The following is an 18,351-nucleotide window of genomic DNA, read 5'->3' as shown; positions in this document are numbered from 1 at the left end:
GCTCAAGAAGCAGCTAAAGCTCGTGAAGCAGCTAAAGCTCAAAAACCAGCTACACAACAACCTGCTGCAAAAGAAACTGAAACAAGTACACCATCATCTTCTCGTGAGTTACGTGTTGTAGCAACAGCTTACACAGCAGATCCACTTGAAAATGGTTATAAAGCAGGCGACCAAGTAAAATCAGCTATGGGTCATAACTTAACAGCTAATCCAAACATGAAACTAATTGCAGTTGATCCAAGTGTCATTCCATTAGGTTCAAAAGTATGGGTTGAAGGTTACGGAGTAGCAATCGCTGGTGATACTGGTGGGGCTATTAAAGGTAATAAAATCGACGTTTTAATGCCAGATAAAGGCACATCAAGTAGCTGGGGACGTAAAACAGTTACAGTTAAAGTATTAAACTAGTTATAAAGAAGAGTCAGTCTCATCGTTGAGGCTGGCTCTTTTTTATGATTCTTACATGCTTTCTTTCTCTTGAAAGTAAGTAATATTATCTCGAAGCCACTCCCTCTCCGACATAAACAAGTTTCCACGTTTTTTGTACACTTTATCAAATATCTTTAAAACTTCTTCATGATTAGCAAACTTATGTAAGAAACGAAGAGCAATGATAATCTCTGCTTCATCCGTAGGCTCTACTTCATTTTTACGTCTTCTAGCAACAATTTTATTCACACGTTCGCAAATTGCTCTCATTGCCATTTCGTCGCCATACGTATAAATAGCTCGAACAGCTTCATATTTCACCATCACATTTCTATCATGTAAAGCTTCAATATAAACTATTTGTAAGTCCGATCCCCCTATTTTTGCTAAAACCTCAATAACGGTTGAACGAACATAGACACTATTACTATATAAAAGCTTTGTTAACGGCAGAATCGATTGCTTCGTTCCAATCTCAAGCAATGTATAACAAATATGTGTAATCTCATCTTTATTTTCTTCAGTATCCAGCAACTTTAGCAACGCACTTTCCGCTTCTAACGATTTATATAACTTTAAGGAAGCAACTGCCCAATAACGAACACTATCGTTTTTATGATAAATATACGGAATGATTTTATTTGTACTACTTACTTCTGGCAATGTATAAATATTACTAAGCAGTTCACTTAACAAAGTCGGGATTTGTTCACATTCCAAACGATCTATAAGATAATCAGCAATATAGATTTCCTTCGTATTGATGGCGAGTTTCGTCATTAAATAATAAATATCTTTCTTCATAGATACCTTTTTTGCTTTGATTACCTTCTGCTGTAAATAAGGAAAAGTTAATAAGTCATTTAACGCTTTTGCTTCATCATACGCACGATGCCAAATCTCTGTTTCTTCATCAGCCATCCGCCTTAATAAATCATCTATATACTCTTCCATCTCCTTCTCTCCCGTCCAAATGAAATCTATCTCTTTGCATTCTATATACGATAGACTACTATATCAATAGAAAAAAGAGGATGCCACAGCATCCTCTCCTTCTCTTCTCTATTCCACACAAGTAAACTGCGTCCAAGCTCCTACATAATTTAGTAAGAATAACTCCTCTTCCGCAATTGTACCGACGATATTTTTTCGTTCATCTATCGGCATTTCTTTTAAAATGATTTGCAGTTCACCTTTATACTTTCCGAATGAGTTATTACCAATTACAACTTGCCCTCTTTCCTGTAGCACACTTTCGCGCACTGGGAAGTCATAGTCTTTATATTTTTTACGCACTTCTGTAGAACGTATCATATACTCTGTTATGTCGCCGCGTCTTACATGTAATTCTTGCAGCGTAGCTCTCTTCTCTACTTCAGTCGCTTCGTCTACAAAGTGCACTTTTAGCTGTAACATGTAGCGATTTAAATTTCCTAGTTTTTCTAACTCCTCTTCACTTGCATAAGCATTTCCGATAATGACATCATCAATTAGCCCTGTTGCCCATAAATGCTTCGCTTGTACTTCAATTGGTAAATTACGATGCTCTTCTAACGTACATAATCCGTCGTTAATATCCCATGGACCGATGTTTGCGGCATGTGATGTAATAAAGGCTGCACTGCGAATACCATGCTTTTTAAAGCGTTCACTACAGCGAATGAAATAATCGTACGGAAGACCAGTGAATTTTTGCGGATAAAAATTATGACAACCAATTAAAGCTGATTTATTCGCTTGATGCGAAAGAATATTTTCTAAGTACGCAATATCGTTACTTACATTTAACTCGATTTTTAAACCGTACGGATTATTCGTCATTTTCGCTTCCGTCAATCCGTCAAAGCCTACATCTAATCGAATACCATCTGCACCTAACTCTGCGAAAAATGATAGATCACTATAACTAATACCAAGCTGGTCAAACACAGCTGGAGCTACATCTAAAATAACTTCCATATTGTTATCTTTCGCATGATTAATAATCTCTTTAAATTCAGCTATAATTTCTTCTTTCGGACGATTCACAGATAACAAACAAGTAAATATTCTTGAAAAACCGTGTCGTGCCGCTGACGAAATATAAGCCATATCTTTTTCTTTCGTTGAATGTTCTGGATAAAGTGAAATCCCTAATTTACGCTCCATGCTTTTGCATCTCCTTCACACGTTGTATTAATGCCATGCTCGTAAATCTATATTTTGCAGATAAACATGTTGCACATAAAATTGTCGGTACAATAATTACGTACGGTGAGTGTAGACCTAACATTACATATGCACCCATTGAACAACCGATAAATAAAACTGATACTAGTAGTAACACTAATAAGGATTTACTTTGTACCCATTTCGAATAATGGGCAATACACTGTCCGATCACAAATGTAATTAAGATGATAATTGCTCCGAGCATTCTGTTTTCTCCTCTCCTGCTAATTGTTGTTTCTCATACATTTTGAAGAATGGATAGTAAATAACGAATGAGATTACAAAGTTAACAAGTACAAGTACACCAGCCATAATTGTCCAGTCCGTACTAATCACCGCTGCAATTGGTGCTAACATCGTAAATGGCAATTTCGCCATCATGAGTGGAATCATACCTGAAACAACTGCGAAATATGATACTGTCGTTGTCACTAACGGTGTAATAACGAACGGAATAATTAAGATTGGGTTCATTACAATTGGTGCCCCGAAAATAATTGGCTCGTTAATATTGAATAAACCTGGTACGAATGATAATCTACCTAACTCTTTTAGGAACTTAGATTTAGAGAACATAAACATAATTACTAAAGCTAACGTTGAGCCAGATCCGCCAATCCATACGAACCATTGAATGAACTGCTCTGTAAATAAGTTTGGTAACTGATGTGCATTTCCTGTAGCCGTGAACACTTCCATATTTTCAAGAATTGCGGAATCCCACATCGGACGAATGATTGGTCCTAAAATTGCCGGTCCATGTATACCAAATGACCAGAAGAACACGATTAAGAATACTGTTAATAAACCACCGAATAAGTTATTTCCTACTAGTACTGATTTTAATGGTGCGATTAAGTATGTAATTGTTGTATTTACATCGAATTTCAAACCGTAGCGAATGCCCCAGAATAAAAGAATAACTACTAATGTTGGAATTAATGCTGCAAACGAATTTGAAACTGCTGGTGGTACACTGTCTGGTAATTTTATTGAGATATTATGCTTAATCATAAAATGATAAATTTCCACTGCAATTAATGCTGTCACAATTGCGCCGAATAAAGACGTTGCACTTAGTGTTCCTACTGAAATATATCGACCTGCATCAATAACACCTGGTACAGCTTTCGTAATTTGAATTGGTTCAACTGATGCTAGTAAAAAGGCGAGTACAGATAGTAGCCCTGCACTTAATTGATTGAGCTGATAAAAGTTCGCGAGCGAAGCCCCTACTCCAAACGCTGCGTATAAGGCCATTAGTCCTACTGTAAATCGGAATGGAATATCTAAAATATGGCGAAACGGTGCAATCCATTCCATATATGCATCAATTGGTAAATTTAAAAAGATAACGAAAAATGACCCGACGATCGTTAACGGTAATGTAGAAATAACCCCATTTCGAATTGCCAATAAATGTCGTTGTCCTGCAATCTTTTGCGTTGTTGGCATAATCTTTTGTTCCATAAAACTCATAAACCCATTCATCAATAGCCCTCCTCTTTCTCTCTACTATAAAAGAATGAAATAAACTTTATAACATTATAATGTTTATATTTAAAAAGATATAATTATGCTAAAACTAATTGTTCTGCTTGCCTAAGCACTTTCAAACCATCACACATGCCATAATCTCGTTGGTCTATAATTGCAACTGGTATGTTGTATGAGTTTGCAAGAAACTCTACAGCTGGAAATAAATATTTCACTTGTGGACCGATTAAAACGACATCGGCTTCTTTTATTTCAAGTTTCACAAGTTCTGAATCAACCGCCTTAATTTTATAATTCTTCCCCTGTTTCTTTGCCTCTTCTTGCATTTTTCTTACGACCATACTCGTTGACATGCCTGCTGCACAACATAATAAAATATACATCTTATACTGTCACTTTCTCTTCTACTCGTTTATGAAGAGTAATAAATTCTTCAGCTAGTTCTTTCACTGTAATTGCATTCATTAAATGGTCTTGTGCGTGCACTAACAGTAAACTGATTTCTGTATGATTTCCTCTTGCCTCTTCTTGAATTAAATCCGTTTGAATACGATGTGCTGCTGAAATTTCCTCACTAGCAAGTTTCATCTTTTCACCCGCATTCTCAAAATCTCCTTGTCTTGCAAAAGCGATTGCTTCAAGCGCTGCACTTCTCGCATTGCCACCATGTAAAATTAATGCAAATGGAGTTTGCATATCAGCCATTTTAAATTCCCCCAAGCTATATGTTTTCTATATTTTTATCTTATTATGAAAACGCATACAATTAAACATAAAAAACTTCCGTTATGTAACGGAAGTTTTTATATACTTTTTCAAAATGATAATAAAATCTCTTGAAAATCTTCAATTACCTCGGTCTGAGTAAGTTTCTCTATCGTAGTTTGACTAGACATAATATCATATAAAAAATCATAAAGCCTTTGCAAATCTTCATTATTATTGCGCTTTACACTAAATAAAATAATTACTTGTACTTTTTTATCTCCCCAATCAACAGCCTTTTCAAGTGTGCAAAACATCAAAAAAGTTTCCTCACTTAATAACTGCATCGGATGCGGGATTGCAACTGAATTCCCAACCGCTGTCGGAGACGTATTTTCTCTTTCCATAACAGAAGCATAAAAGTTTTCTTGTACATAATGTTTCTCAGCAGCTTTCTCACATAAAAACTGAATAACATCCTCTTTCGTAGAAGCACTATGATTTAAAAAAATTAAATCTTCCTTAATATAAGGCTGCACACTATTATTCACATGCGTAAACAACCGCTGACCAATCAATTTAATCTCTTTATCATCAAATATTGAATTCACTTTTATAACTGGAACAGGCAAGCCACTCGGTATATGAATCGTACTAATAATACAATCTATTTTTTCTTTATAAAGATCTTCTACTTTCAATTGATAATAGCCTGTAATACCTACAATCTCTAATTTATCTCGGAACTGTGATAAAATTTTATATTTTAATAGTTGTGCACTTCCTTGACCAGTCGCACAAACTAATAAGCATCTTTTCTTTTGATTTTGCTCCTGCAAACGGCTCATCGCTCCGCCGAAGTGAATTGCAATATAGCCAATTTCACTTTCAGGGATCGATTCACCCGTATATTCACCAATGATATCTCCAACAAGAACCGCAATTTCAAAAGCATACGGATAATTCTTTTTCACTTCTGCCAAAAGAGGATTTCTCGTATTTAACTTATACTTCAAACGATTTAATAACGTTTTTAAATGAATACCAAATCCAAATAATAATTCTTCATCATAATAAAAAATAAGATTCCGTTCTTCCGCTACTTTAAAAAGAATATGTTGCATAAATGCATATATATCTTTTCCTAATAGCTCTTCTACATTTTCATAGCGATCTCTCGTTGTAACAGCAGTACTTAATAAATGCATCGTCACATATAATACTTCTTCTTCTGGAAATGAAAATTTCAACTCTTTCTCTAAATCTCCTAAAATCTGCTTCGCAATTGTATATTCTTTCTTTATTATAAGTTCTGATTGCTCCGTATGCAGTTCTTTCATATAATGTTGACTTTGACAACGCTTTAATGCGATTGCAATATGAATGACTAAATTATCAATTTCTATATCAGATAAATATATTGTTCCACCTTCAATATACTTTAATATAATTGAACGGATGTGTGATATATAAGGTAGCGATAAATATGTCTCCGTCTGCTCAAATTGCTCATGAAACGGAGTATGGTCATAACGCGGTAAACCATATTGTGATAAACAAGAACGAATATTAAATTCCTCTCCAACAATACGTATACCATAATACGGTCTCTTCTCAATTTGTAATTTATAGCGACCACATATATCTGTAACATCTTTCATAATTAAATTAACCGTTGATTTGCTCACATAAATCTCTTCCGCTAATTCTGAAAGCTTCACATATCCCTCTGCCGTTAAAACACGCTGCAGAATGTACGCTATTCTTTCTTCATAAGAAGTTGGGATCTTTTCCGTCTGTTTTTGAAATAGACTCACACAAAAGTCTTCAAATTTCTTCGTTTGTATAATTTCTAATTCGTACCCAGTCCCTCTTTGCGATTCGATTTTCGCTCCGTTTTCTTCCAATATATCATTTAATAATTTTATATCCTTTTGAATCGTCTTCGTTGATACATGTAAACGGCCCGCTAAAAAAGCTCGATTTAACATCGATTTCTCTTCTAAAAACTCCTCTAAAATAGAAATTAATCGCTGCTGCACCTTTGTCATAGCTCTTCCTCTCGCTCTTTATATATAAAGGGGGAAAAGCTGCTGAAATCAGTAGTTTTTCCCCTTTATATTCTCTCTATTTCTTTAATATGAATCCGAATTTATCCCATGCTTGTAAATAATCTAATAAGAAAATTTCTTCTTCTATAATTCGACCAACTACATTTGTTTTTCCTGTATTCACCATATCTTTTAATGCAATTTGTAATTCGCCCTTATACTGGCCATATTGTTCATTATCAATTAATAAATCTCCACGCTTAATTTCACGCGTATTATGAGGTTTAAACTCTTCTTTTTTATATTTCACACGACTTTGTGTAGAACGAATCATATATTCAGATACATCTCCGCGATAAAAATGTGGTTCGTCTAATACGATAATTCTTTCTAATTCTGTCGTTGTATCATATAGTTCTATATCAAATGTTTGTTTCTCTTTATTTAATGCACCTAGTGCTTGTAATTCTTCTTCTGACGCATATGCGTTTGCAATAATAACATCATCAATTAATTCTGTCGCAAATAAATGCTTCGCCTGTGTTGTCATCGATAATTCACGATGCTGCTCTAATGTACATAACCCTTCTGTTACTGGCCAAGGTCCGTATGTTGCATCAAATGATGAAATAAAAGCAGCCGTTCTCATACCGTAATCTTTAAATTGTTTCGAGCATTTAATGAAATGATCGTATGATAACCCTGAATAACGATGCGGATAAAAATTATGACAACCAATTAAATTTTCACGATTTGGTCTATGACTCATAATGTTATCTACATACTTCGTACCATTGCTCATATTAATCTCAATTTTCAAACCATACGGATTATAAGTCATAATTGATTCTTCTAATCCTGAGAAACCAACATCTAAACGAATACCGTACGCACCCAATTCATGGAAGAATGATAAATCATTATACGAAATACCTAATTGTTCAAAAACAGATGGACTAATATCAACTAATACTTGGAACCCTAATGCATTCGCATGTGAGATCGTTTCTTTAAATTCTTCAATAATTTTCTCTTTTTCTCCATCCACAGATAATAAACATGTGAACACACGTGTAAATCCATATTTACTTGCTAATGTTAAATACTCCTTATCTTTCTCTACTGTTGAATGTTCTGGATAAATAGAAATACCTAATCGTCTCATATGTACACGCCTCTTTCTTCATCATATTGTAAACCCTTTCAAATATATGTAGTGAAAAAGTATATCTCCCCTTCTTGTTCACTACTCTTTTGAATCCGCTTTCTTTAAAGAAAAAACAATTTCTATCATTCTTAACACCTACAAGTCTATACATCTATACTTTACATCTTTTTTTCATAGTTGTGTAGCTTTTACACAAATTTGTCAGTTTTTCGCCTTAAAAATTGTTATCCGTTTTCAAGACACCTTCCTTGACTGTTGCATTGGCCAATACATATACTCGAAAGAAAAGAGATAAAGTGAAACTTTAATCAGTGAGGGGAGTGTTCATCCCCCACTGATTATTAGTTGAACCAATCGGGCATTTACGGGCAGTTGATCTCCCACCTAACTTCTTTGCTCCAGTCCGATTTTGAGGTGGGAGTTTTACTGCCCGTGAATAGCGGGAAAATTTTATATAGGGGATGAATATATGGGAGAAGCAATACTCGTAAAACGAGAACCGTTATGGACAAAAGAGTTTGTTGCTTTAATTTTTGCAAACTTATGTATGTTTTTAGGGTTTCAAATGTTAATTCCAACCTTACCTGTTTATGTGAAAGAAATTGGTGGCACAAGTTCCAATATCGGATTTGTTGTCGGTATGTTTACCGTTGCGGCACTTTTTGTTAGACCGCTAACTGGGAACGCCTTGCAAAAATTTAATAAAAAAATCATTTTAATGATCGGTACTGCTATCTGTTTACTCGCTATGGGCAGTTACCTTTTCGCCTCAACTATCTTTCTCTTGCTTGCTGTTCGTATTTTACACGGAGCTGGTTTCGGTATTACAACGACTACATATGGAACTGTCGTTTCTGATTTAATTCCCTCAGCTCGCCGCGGAGAAGGCATGGGATATTTTGGCCTTTCTGGAACAATTGCAATGGCCCTCGGTCCACTTATAGGACTATGGCTCATGCAAACATATAACTTCACAATTCTTTTTTTATGTGCACTATCGTGCACAATTGTTTCATTAATATTAACGAAACTACTTCAAATCCAAAAAACGAAACAGCCGCCACAACAATCATCTAGTACTTTTCTCGATGGATTTATTGAGCGTAAAGCTTTACTTCCTTCATTATTAATATTATGTATTACATTAATGTACGGAGGAATCGGAAGTTTTATCACACTATTTGCTACAGAAGTCGGCATAGCTGATATTAGCCTCTTCTTTTTATGTAATGCACTAGCAATTGCTGTAACTCGTCCATTCTCTGGAAGGCTATATGATGCGAAAGGCCATACATTCGTCATCATTCCGGGAGTTATTATAACGTTTACAGGCATTATTTTATTGTCGTATACGACGACAATTCCGAGCTTAATTATTGCTGCAGCATGTTACGGAAGTGGTTTTGGAGCGATCCAACCTGCACTACAAGCATGGATGATTGACCGCGTAGCACCGCATCGACGCGGCGTAGCAACAGCTACATTCTTCTCCGCATTTGACCTTGGAATCGGCGCTGGAGCGATTATATTTGGATTTATTGCTCATTTTACAAACTATGCAACTGTATATCGTTACTCCTCTCTATTACTTATTGCTTTTCTCTTCATTTACATTACAAGCATAAGAAAACAAAAGTATGGCGATAAAAACACGGAAAAAGCTGCTGGATAATTCAGTGGCTTTTTTATCGTGTTAAAAAAATTGTTTTCTCTCGTTTTGCTGTTATAAAACTACATGCATTTTCCTACATATTTTTTTAACTTTCATCAAAAAATATACGATGAACTCGCAGACGCTTTCCTTGATATTCAACTGAACAATACTATTCTAAAAAGTATGATTTCTTTACAAAATTAAGATTTATACAAGATGAAAACCAATAAAATACAGCTGTTTCTTTAAGGTATTGTAAACTTTTCTACCTTTTGTAAATTTAGTGTAAATTTTACTAGCAAACCGTTTACAGTGACTCAAGGTTCAGTTAATAATTACATCGTACATGAAATTTAAGGAGTGGAATGCGTGGAATATAATGTTCAAGATATGATCTTCCAGTTCATTGGTGGATTAGGTATTTTCTTATTCGGGATTAAATACATGGGCGATGGACTGCAACAAGCAGCTGGAGATCGTCTTCGTGATATTCTAGATCGTTTTACAACAAACCCACTCATGGGTGTACTAGCAGGTATGTTAGTTACGGTATTAATCCAATCAAGCTCAGGAACAACCGCTTTAACAGTCGGACTTGTAAGCGCAGGATTTATGACATTAAGACAAGCAATCGGTGTTATTATGGGTGCAAACATCGGTACGACAGTTACTGCATTTATTATCGGAATTAAAATCGGAGAATACGCTCTCCCAATTATGGCAGTTGGAGCTATCTTATTATTCTTCTTTAAAAATAAAAAAGTACATTCTTTAGGTCAAGTTATATTCGGCTTTGGTATGTTATTCTTCGGTTTGGAATTAATGAGCGCAGGTATGAAACCTCTTCGCTCTTTAGAATCATTCCAAGAATTAACGGTTAGTATGAGTGATAACCCAATTTTAGGAGTTGTTGTCGGTACAGTCTTCACTTTAATTGTACAAAGCTCAAGCGCAACAATCGGTATTTTGCAAGAATTATTCGGTCAAGGTGCAATCGATTTACAAGCTGCCCTTCCTGTATTATTCGGTGATAACATCGGTACAACAATTACAGCTGTATTAGCAGCAATCGGTACTTCTATTGCCGCAAGACGTGCAGCATTAGTTCACGTTATCTTTAATATCGTCGGTACAATTATATTTACGATTTTATTAGTACCATTTACAAGCTTAATTCAATATTTCCAAACATCATTAAACTTAAATCCAGAAATGACAATTGCATTTGCACACGGAACATTTAACGTAACAAATGCAGTTATTCAATTCCCATTCATCGCTGTATTAGCATGGATTGTAACAAAACTTATTCGCGGCGAAGACTCTGCTATTGATTTCAAACCGCAACATTTAAACCCAATCTTTATTGAGCAATCTCCAGCTATCGCTTTAACAGAAGCTCAAAAAGAAATTATCCGTATGGCTGAGTTTTCATTACATGGATTAAAAGAAGCAAACCAATTTTTAAATACACAAGACAAAAAACACGCTGACATGGCTACTCAATTAGAAGGAGCTATTAACAATTTAGATAAAAAAATTACCGAGTATTTAGTTCTACTATCTGAAAAGCCGCTTTCACCTACGGATTCTGAAAAACATTCCGTTTTAGCAGGTGTTGTTGGAGATATTGAACGTGTTGGTGATCATGTAGAAAACCTTGTAGAACTTGTAGATTTCCAAATTTCAAATCGTGTTTCACTATCAGACGAAGCATTAGGTGAATTAAACGAAATGCTGGAATTAACGATTTCAACACTGCAAGACTCAGTTGAAGCTTTAACAAACTTCGATACCGAACTAGCTCAAACTGTTATTGCAAAAGAACGCAAAATCGACCAAATGGAACGTGTTCTTCGTAAACGTCACGTATTACGTCTAAACGAGCGTAGCTGTTCAGGTGATGCAAGTATCATCTTCGTCGATATGGTAAGTAACTTAGAACGCATTGGCGATCACGCTGTAAATATCGCTGACGGTGTTTTAGGTGAACAAGGAAAAATCAATTTAAAACAATCATTATAATGAAGAAAAGAGACGCTACATTAAGCGTCTCTTTTTTCACTTTATTTTAACAACTGTTCTTCCTTTTAACTTTCCTTGCAATATAAGTGCAAACTTCTCATCTAATTCTTCTAATGTACATTCTTCTGTATAAGACGCTAACTTTGAATTTTCCCATTCATCCGCTAACAATGTCCACACATCTCTTCTCACATCCACCGGGCATTGCACGGAATCTATCCCTAAAAGGCTTATGCCTCGTAAAATAAACGGATATACCGTTGTATGTAATTCCTGTCCTGCCACATTACCGCATGTCGTTACACAACCACCATACTTTACTGTTTTTAAAGCTGTTTCTAACATATGTCCACCTACAGTATCGATAACTCCGGCGTATATCCCTTTTAACATTGGTCTTCCTGATTCATCATTCAATTCCGCGCGATGAATCACTTTTTTCGCTCCTAGACGTAGTAGCATCTGTTCCTCTTCCATTTTCCCTGTCGCTCCTACTACATTAAACCCTAACTTACTTAAAATACTAACAGCTACACTCCCTACGCCGCCTGTAGCACCAGTTACTAGAACGTCTCCCATACCAGGATTAATTCCTGCTCCAATAAGCTTATATACCGACAAAGCAGCAGTAAAACCTGCTGTCCCATACATCATACTTTCCTTTAATGACATTCCTTCTGGTAAAGGCACGACCCAAGATGATGGGACGCGAATATATTCTCCGAAACCACCAGAGGTATTCATACCTAAGTCATATCCCGTTACAATAACTTGATCTCCTACATTAAAGGAGTTATCTTCACTTCTCACAACTTCTCCTGCGGCATCAATTCCTGGCGTATGAGGATACGTTCTCGTAACACCTTTATTACCAGTAGCTGAAAGGGCATCTTTGTAATTTAATGAAGAATAATGAACTTGTATGAATACGTCTCCCTCAGGTAAACTACTTACTTCTCTCTCAACAACTTTTCTTACAAACTGATGATTTTCCGTTTCGTTCACAACGATTGCTCGGAATGATGTATGATTCATTATGCTCTCTCCTTTATCCGTCAAATTCTTCTTTATTATATAGAAGAAATAAGTAAGCTTACTCATTTCTTCTTGGCTATATTTCAACAAATCTTACTTCCCTATCACTTTCTCATAATATATATTTTCATTTCTACCAAAAGCCCTTATACTTATTCTACATCTAAAAAAGAATATATAGAAAATCTGACTTTTTATAAATAAATTGAATTTTTACGAAATGTAAATGATTTGTAATGTTTTTTTTCGCTAAATTTCATTATAATAAGTGGATATGAGTGTCGTATTTCAATCCAAATGAAGGAGTACAGGAAATGGAGCAAAACCCATCTTTGCAAGAAAATACACGCAGTAAACCGAACAAAAATAAGAAAAAAATAAAAATTATTATAAGCGCTATACTATTCGTTTTATTAATAGGTGGCGGTTATACTTGGTTTTTAGTAAATAAAGCATCTTCTGCTGTTCGAAATGCCGCACACGATTTAGCACGCGGTGATAAATCAGATTTACGAGATAAAGCTGTTAAACCTATTACAAATAACGTCTCTGTTTTAATAATGGGTGTTGATGAAAGCGATGTCCGAGGAAAAGAATATGGTGAAGCTATAAGAACAGACGCGCTTTTACTTGCAACATTTAATAAAGATAGCAAAACTGTTAAACTATTAAGTATCCCACGTGACACATATACTTATATTCCAATAGAAAAGAAAAAAGATAAAATTACACATGCTCATGCATTCGGTTCTGCTAAAAACGGAAAAAATGGTGGACCACAAGCAAGCATTGATGCAGTTGAAAAATTAATGAATGTTCCTGTCGATTATTTTGTGAAATTTAACTTTAAATCATTTATAAAAATCGTCGATGACTTGGGCGGTGTTGAAGTTGATGTACCAGTTGAATTTACTGAGCAAGATAGCAATGATAATGCTGAGGCAATTCACCTAGAAAAAGGTGTTCAAAAGTTAAATGGCGAAGAAGCTCTTGCTCTTGCTAGAACAAGACACATCGATAGTGATGCAATGCGTGGACAACGTCAACAACTCGTTATCGAAGCTATTTTAAAGAAACTAACAAATGCTGGTTCTGTAACAAAAGTTGGCAACATCATTGATGATATTAACGGACAATTCGTTACAAACTTAACATTTGATGATATGCTTTCATTCTATAAGTACGGATCGGATTCGGAAATTGAGAAATTACAAATCCAAGGTGATGATTGCTATATGGCAAAAGGTGACGATACATGTAGCAAATCTGCTGGTGGTGGTCGAACTTACTACTACAATCCAGATAAAAAAGAATTAGCTAATGTTACAAATGAACTTCGTACTCATCTTGGGCTACCTGCATATACAAAGTCTGACTCAGACTCTGATTCGAAAAAGACAAAAGAATCTAAGTCTGAAAATTCAAGTGAACGCGAATCAAGTAACAATGAAGTGAAAAATAAGAACAAAAATAGCAGTGAAGATACAGAAACATCGTCTAACGACAATGAATAGTAAAGAAGCAGTACTCTATGGAGGTAGAGTACTGCTTCTTTTTATTTCGTCAGAATCAAAAATCAGAACTTTCTAACTATCTTTTTTAATATTTTTAAATTATAATAAATAGTAGCAATCTATTCCAATTATCAGGGGGCTCATACATATGAAAGCTGCAGTAAAACATAACATCTCAGATTTTAAAGACTACTTAAAATCCAACGATATATACATGGAAGAAAATATAGATGAAAATGATGGCTCTGTTCATTTTTCAGTAGGATTAGAGACAGAAGCTGGCGCAAAAATTCAACTTATCGCTGCTTTCCAAAACGAACATCCTACGGTGGATATATACTGCTTCAATGTTGCTCACGTGCCTGATGCAACATCAACAAATGATATTTTACATGTCATTAATGAATTAAACACATCTTATCGCTTTGCAAAATTCACATTAAACAAGCAAAATGCAATTGATATTTCAGCATCTCTTGCATTCTCAGAACCAAACTTTAATCCAGCACTTGTCTTTGAACATACGAGAATGCTATATAAATTAGCAAATGACGAATATAAAAACTTAATGAAAGTTATTTGGGCATAAATAAAAGGATGGGCTACAAGCAGCCCATCCTTTTATTTCGATATCATATCAATCCACATTTTAACAGCAGTGCCTACAATCAAAATCGATAACATATATTGCAGTGCTTTTTGATTGGTCCCCTTCCCGACTCGCACTCCAAGCGGCGCAGCAAAGATACTTGCAACCGCAATAATAAGAGCTGGAATTACAACTACTTGACCAGTTATCACTTTTCCAGTCGTAATCCCTACTGAGGAAATAAACGTAATAGCGATAGATGTTGCTATTGTTGTACGTATCGGCAATTTTAAAATAACTAACATAATCGGTACTAATAAGAAAGAACCGCCAGCACCTATAATGCCTGATGCTCCTCCTACAATAAACGCTAACAAGCTTGCTAACCATTTATTATATGTCACTTCACCACTATTATTTCGTTTCGGTACGAACATCATAATAGCAGCAATTGTTGCTAACGCTGCATAAACAACATTGACCGTATGTTCCTCTAATACGTTAGCACCAAAGCTCCCTATGAAACTTCCTATTAAAATACTAGCTCCCATATACACAACTAACGTTTTATCCATATCATTACTTTTCCGATAAGCCCATGCGCCTGCAAAAGTTGCACAGAATACTTGTACCGCTGTAATACTACTCACTTCATGTGACGTATAACCAGTAAATCCTAACAATACTGGAATGTATAAGATCATCGGATAATTAATAATCGCACCGCCAATTCCAACCATTCCTGATATAAACGATCCTATAAACCCAATTATAAAAAGTAATAATACTAAACTCACCTTACATCCCCCTCCTTCTAAAAAGAAGGTGATTTAAATGAATAAGTTTACATTCCCATCCGAAGCATCTGCTAAATATGCCCCTACGCCTGCAAACTCTATCCCTTCCATAATCTCTTCCTCTTTTAACCCTAATAAATCTACTGTCATTTGACAAGCTACAAGTTTAATTCCTTGTTCTTTCGCCAAATCAATTAAATCTGGCAAAGGCATTGCGTTATGTTTTTTCATAATGCCTTTAATCATCTTTGGCCCCATGCCAGCAAAATTCATTTTGGATAACCCCATCTTATCAGCACCGCGTGGCATCATTCTTCCAAATACTTTTTCTATAAATGTTTTCTTTACATTCACATATTCATCTTTCCTTAAAGCATTTAATCCCCAGAAAGTATGAAAAATAGTTACCTCTTGATCATACGCCGCTGCACCATTTGCAATAATATAAGCAGCCATTGCTTTATCGTAATCTCCGCTAAATAAAACGATTGTTGTTTTCTTCTGTTGTTCCATATTGTTCTCCCTCCAATTACCTATAGGGGTATTTTTTTATTTATAAAAAATTGTTTCTCCCTATTCTACTTTTCCTTCCCAAGCTAACATACCACCTACCACATTGATTACTTGAAAACCGTAACTTTCTAAAAATTGAACAGCTCTTGCACTTCTCCCGCCTGAACGACAAACGATAATATATTCCTGATTTTTATTTAATTCATGCATACGAAACTCTAATAGTCCTAGTGGAATATTACATGCTTCTGGAATTTTCCCTTCAGCTACTTCTTCTACTTCACGTACATCCACAATATTTACCGCTTCTTTACGCAACAATTTTTCTTCTAATTCTTTTGTAGTCATTTCTTTCATTTTACATTTCCTCCTCACAAACCATTCATACCACCTGAAACGTTTATTACTTGCTGAAACCCTAGTTTTTTCAATACCTTTGCTGCTTGCTTACTTCTCATTCCACTTTGGCAAATAACGATTACTTCCTTATTCTTATCTAATTGATTCGCCTTACTTGCTAGATCATTTAGGGGGATATTTTGAAAGCCTTTCATATGATTCCCTCTATACTCACCTACTGTACGGACATCAATAAAATACTTCCCCTTTTTCCCCACTATACTTTTCAATTCTTTGCCATTTATATTTTGCACACCTTTCACTGGTAAAAATCGTGAAATAACAAACCCTGCAGCAAGTACAATAAAAAGCATACTTAATATTGTGTTCATATAACCAACCTCTCTATATTTACAAAACTATTGCTTCACTACGCCTTCCTAATCCAAAACTTCAGCACATCGCCTTCTTCTTCAAGCTTTACGATGTCATGGCCACATTTATTTGCCCACGCTGGAATATCCTTAACTGACCCTTTATCCGTTACATGTATTTCTAACACTTCTCCAGTTTGTAGAGCATCCATTGCTCTCTTTGTTCTTACAATCGGCATTGGACATGCTAAACCTTTCGCATCTAACACTTGTTTTATATTCATCATCAATTCCTCCATTTTTTATTTATTTCATTATTCGTGCACTGCACAACGATTTGGACCAATCTCCATTTCACGCTCTTTATCCACACTTGGGTGAATTTTACCCATATTGGTTTGACGAATTTCTTCATATGCATTTGGCTGAGGTGGTAAGTTTTCTGTTACAGTTTTACGGAACTCTACCTCATCCTCAATATTTAACCCCGCATTATTCGCAAACAAATCTTTTAATTTTGCGCTAACAATACCACTTTCGTTCATTTCACTTATTTTTGAATAATGAGCCGGTAACACAACTAAATTTTGAGATAGCTCTTTATATCGGCTATACAAAGTATTACGTAAATCACTCACCCAATCTTCAGCCTTACCAGCAAGATCAGGACGCCCAATTGAATCTACAAATAAAATATCGCCTGATAATAAATAAGAATCATCTACAATGAATGACGTACTTCCAATCGTATGTCCTGGTGAGTATAATGCGTCAATTACAATTTTAGTCCCCCCCACCGTAATAACAGATCCTTCAACAAGCGGTTCGTATGAAAAAACAACTTCCTCTGCATCTTTTGGTGGTAACCAATACGTACCACCTACCTTTTCCGCTAACTTACGTCCTCCGGAAATATGGTCTGCATGTAAATGTGTATCCATTACATTCGTAATCGTAACGCCATGCTCTTTCGCAAATTCTTCATATGCCTCGGCTGTTCTTACTGCATCAATAACTGCTGCTTCACCATTTGAAACGACCATATAAGATAAACAGCCTTTTCCAAGGCGGTTAAACTGATACATACTTCCACCATTTTTTAAATCTCCAACTTTTATAGGCTTTACATATTCACTCCAAGCCTTCATGCCACCAGCTAAATAATAAATATTTTCTAATCCAGCCTCTGTTAATTGCTCTGCCACAAATATAGAAGACCCTTCTTTTGCACATACTACTAAAACATCTTTATCCTTAGGTAATTCACTTACAATATGTTCTACACCATCTAACAAATCAAAATAAGGTTTATTAATAGAAGAAACTTGTTTTCCTTCAATTTTCCAATCTTCATAATCCTTCTCATTACGAACATCTAAAATAAACAACTCTCCGAATAAAACTTTCTCTGCAACATCTTTCGCTTTTAACGATTTAACACTCATTTAAT

Annotated in this window: 20 protein-coding genes; 5 read left to right on the top strand and 15 right to left on the bottom strand. The window is 35.3% G+C overall.

Annotated elements, in window-relative coordinates:
* On the top strand, window positions 1-408 hold a 408-nt coding region (locus tag MR160_RS20740), incomplete at its 5' end, for a 3D domain-containing protein (RefSeq protein WP_242297942.1).
* A 51-nt stretch (window positions 409-459) separates the two neighbouring features.
* Here MR160_RS20740 and MR160_RS20735 read toward each other — a convergent pair.
* The 8 genes from MR160_RS20735 to MR160_RS20700 all read right to left on the bottom strand — a co-directional run bounded on the left by MR160_RS20735 (window position 460) and on the right by MR160_RS20700 (window position 8,058).
* Window positions 460-1,383 carry a HEAT repeat domain-containing protein gene (locus MR160_RS20735; protein WP_000393376.1) on the bottom strand — a complete coding sequence of 308 codons (924 nt, stop codon included), beginning with the start codon at window positions 1,381-1,383 and terminating at the stop codon, window positions 460-462.
* A gap of 108 nt (window positions 1,384-1,491) precedes the next feature.
* The gene (locus tag MR160_RS20730; RefSeq protein ID WP_000440072.1) at window positions 1,492-2,577 is read right to left on the bottom strand and encodes a DUF871 domain-containing protein; all 1,086 of its coding nucleotides are present in this window, start codon (window positions 2,575-2,577) and stop codon (window positions 1,492-1,494) included.
* Window positions 2,567-2,845 carry a hypothetical protein gene (locus MR160_RS20725; protein WP_000900039.1) on the bottom strand — a complete coding sequence of 93 codons (279 nt, stop codon included), beginning with the start codon at window positions 2,843-2,845 and terminating at the stop codon, window positions 2,567-2,569. Before MR160_RS20725 ends, MR160_RS20730 begins: the two co-directional genes overlap by 11 nt.
* Window positions 2,821-4,131, bottom strand: a complete 1,311-nt coding sequence (locus MR160_RS20720; protein WP_001013060.1) for a PTS sugar transporter subunit IIC — start codon at window positions 4,129-4,131, stop codon at window positions 2,821-2,823. Before MR160_RS20720 ends, MR160_RS20725 begins: the two co-directional genes overlap by 25 nt.
* Window positions 4,132-4,214: 83 nt before the next feature.
* Window positions 4,215-4,520: a PTS sugar transporter subunit IIB gene (locus MR160_RS20715; RefSeq protein ID WP_000275645.1), complete on the bottom strand. Its 306-nt coding sequence runs from the start codon at window positions 4,518-4,520 to the stop codon at window positions 4,215-4,217.
* A 1-nt stretch (window position 4,521) separates the two neighbouring features.
* On the bottom strand, window positions 4,522-4,842 hold the full coding sequence (locus tag MR160_RS20710) for a PTS lactose/cellobiose transporter subunit IIA (RefSeq protein ID WP_000774625.1): 321 nt from the start codon (window positions 4,840-4,842) through the stop codon (window positions 4,522-4,524).
* A gap of 110 nt (window positions 4,843-4,952) precedes the next feature.
* Entirely contained in the window at window positions 4,953-6,893 is a 1,941-nt protein-coding gene (locus MR160_RS20705; RefSeq protein ID WP_000170099.1) for a BglG family transcription antiterminator, read from the bottom strand.
* A 76-nt stretch (window positions 6,894-6,969) separates the two neighbouring features.
* Entirely contained in the window at window positions 6,970-8,058 is a 1,089-nt protein-coding gene (locus MR160_RS20700; RefSeq protein WP_001253355.1) for a DUF871 domain-containing protein, read from the bottom strand.
* Between the two features lie 472 nt (window positions 8,059-8,530).
* On the opposite strand from MR160_RS20700, the gene MR160_RS20695 reads away from it, so the two are divergent.
* Together MR160_RS20695 and MR160_RS20690 are read left to right on the top strand one after the other, a co-directional pair.
* The gene (locus tag MR160_RS20695) at window positions 8,531-9,733 is read left to right on the top strand and encodes an MFS transporter (protein WP_000503241.1); all 1,203 of its coding nucleotides are present in this window, start codon (window positions 8,531-8,533) and stop codon (window positions 9,731-9,733) included.
* Between the two features lie 351 nt (window positions 9,734-10,084).
* Complete coding sequence (locus MR160_RS20690) at window positions 10,085-11,740, top strand: Na/Pi cotransporter family protein (RefSeq protein WP_000456251.1); 1,656 nt, start codon at window positions 10,085-10,087, stop codon at window positions 11,738-11,740.
* A 36-nt stretch (window positions 11,741-11,776) separates the two neighbouring features.
* On the opposite strand, the gene MR160_RS20685 is transcribed toward MR160_RS20690, so the two are convergent.
* The gene (locus tag MR160_RS20685) at window positions 11,777-12,862 is read right to left on the bottom strand and encodes a YhdH/YhfP family quinone oxidoreductase (protein WP_074790768.1); all 1,086 of its coding nucleotides are present in this window, start codon (window positions 12,860-12,862) and stop codon (window positions 11,777-11,779) included.
* 227 nt (window positions 12,863-13,089) lie between these two features.
* Between MR160_RS20685 and MR160_RS20680 the strand changes: the two genes are divergently transcribed.
* Both MR160_RS20680 and MR160_RS20675 read left to right on the top strand, forming a co-directional pair.
* The gene (locus tag MR160_RS20680; protein WP_000437427.1) at window positions 13,090-14,289 is read left to right on the top strand and encodes an LCP family protein; all 1,200 of its coding nucleotides are present in this window, start codon (window positions 13,090-13,092) and stop codon (window positions 14,287-14,289) included.
* A gap of 148 nt (window positions 14,290-14,437) precedes the next feature.
* Entirely contained in the window at window positions 14,438-14,878 is a 441-nt protein-coding gene (locus MR160_RS20675) for a hypothetical protein (protein ID WP_000642361.1), read from the top strand.
* Window positions 14,879-14,910: 32 nt separating this feature from the next.
* On the opposite strand, the gene MR160_RS20670 is transcribed toward MR160_RS20675, so the two are convergent.
* The 6 genes from MR160_RS20670 to MR160_RS20645 are packed head-to-tail and all read right to left on the bottom strand — an operon-like array spanning window position 14,911 to window position 18,346.
* A complete protein-coding gene (locus MR160_RS20670) occupies window positions 14,911-15,675 on the bottom strand; it encodes a sulfite exporter TauE/SafE family protein (protein ID WP_079245095.1) in 765 nt (254 codons plus the stop codon).
* Window positions 15,676-15,708: 33 nt separating this feature from the next.
* A complete protein-coding gene (locus tag MR160_RS20665) occupies window positions 15,709-16,188 on the bottom strand; it encodes a DsrE/DsrF/DrsH-like family protein (protein ID WP_079245094.1) in 480 nt (159 codons plus the stop codon).
* A 60-nt stretch (window positions 16,189-16,248) separates the two neighbouring features.
* A complete protein-coding gene (locus MR160_RS20660) occupies window positions 16,249-16,545 on the bottom strand; it encodes a rhodanese-like domain-containing protein (RefSeq protein ID WP_000661810.1) in 297 nt (98 codons plus the stop codon).
* Window positions 16,546-16,559: 14 nt separating this feature from the next.
* The gene (locus tag MR160_RS20655) at window positions 16,560-16,919 is read right to left on the bottom strand and encodes a rhodanese-like domain-containing protein (protein ID WP_079245093.1); all 360 of its coding nucleotides are present in this window, start codon (window positions 16,917-16,919) and stop codon (window positions 16,560-16,562) included.
* Window positions 16,920-16,957: 38 nt separating this feature from the next.
* A complete protein-coding gene (locus MR160_RS20650) occupies window positions 16,958-17,188 on the bottom strand; it encodes a sulfurtransferase TusA family protein (RefSeq protein WP_002093886.1) in 231 nt (76 codons plus the stop codon).
* Window positions 17,189-17,215: 27 nt separating this feature from the next.
* Window positions 17,216-18,346 carry an MBL fold metallo-hydrolase gene (locus tag MR160_RS20645; RefSeq protein ID WP_079245092.1) on the bottom strand — a complete coding sequence of 377 codons (1,131 nt, stop codon included), beginning with the start codon at window positions 18,344-18,346 and terminating at the stop codon, window positions 17,216-17,218.
* Window positions 18,347-18,351 lie beyond the last annotated feature (5 nt).

This window comes from Bacillus cereus group sp. BfR-BA-01382 (genome assembly GCF_022663475.1).
GTDB classification, from domain to species: Bacteria; Bacillota; Bacilli; order Bacillales; family Bacillaceae_G; genus Bacillus_A; species Bacillus_A thuringiensis_S.
This window is presented reverse-complemented; position numbering and strand designations above follow the sequence as displayed.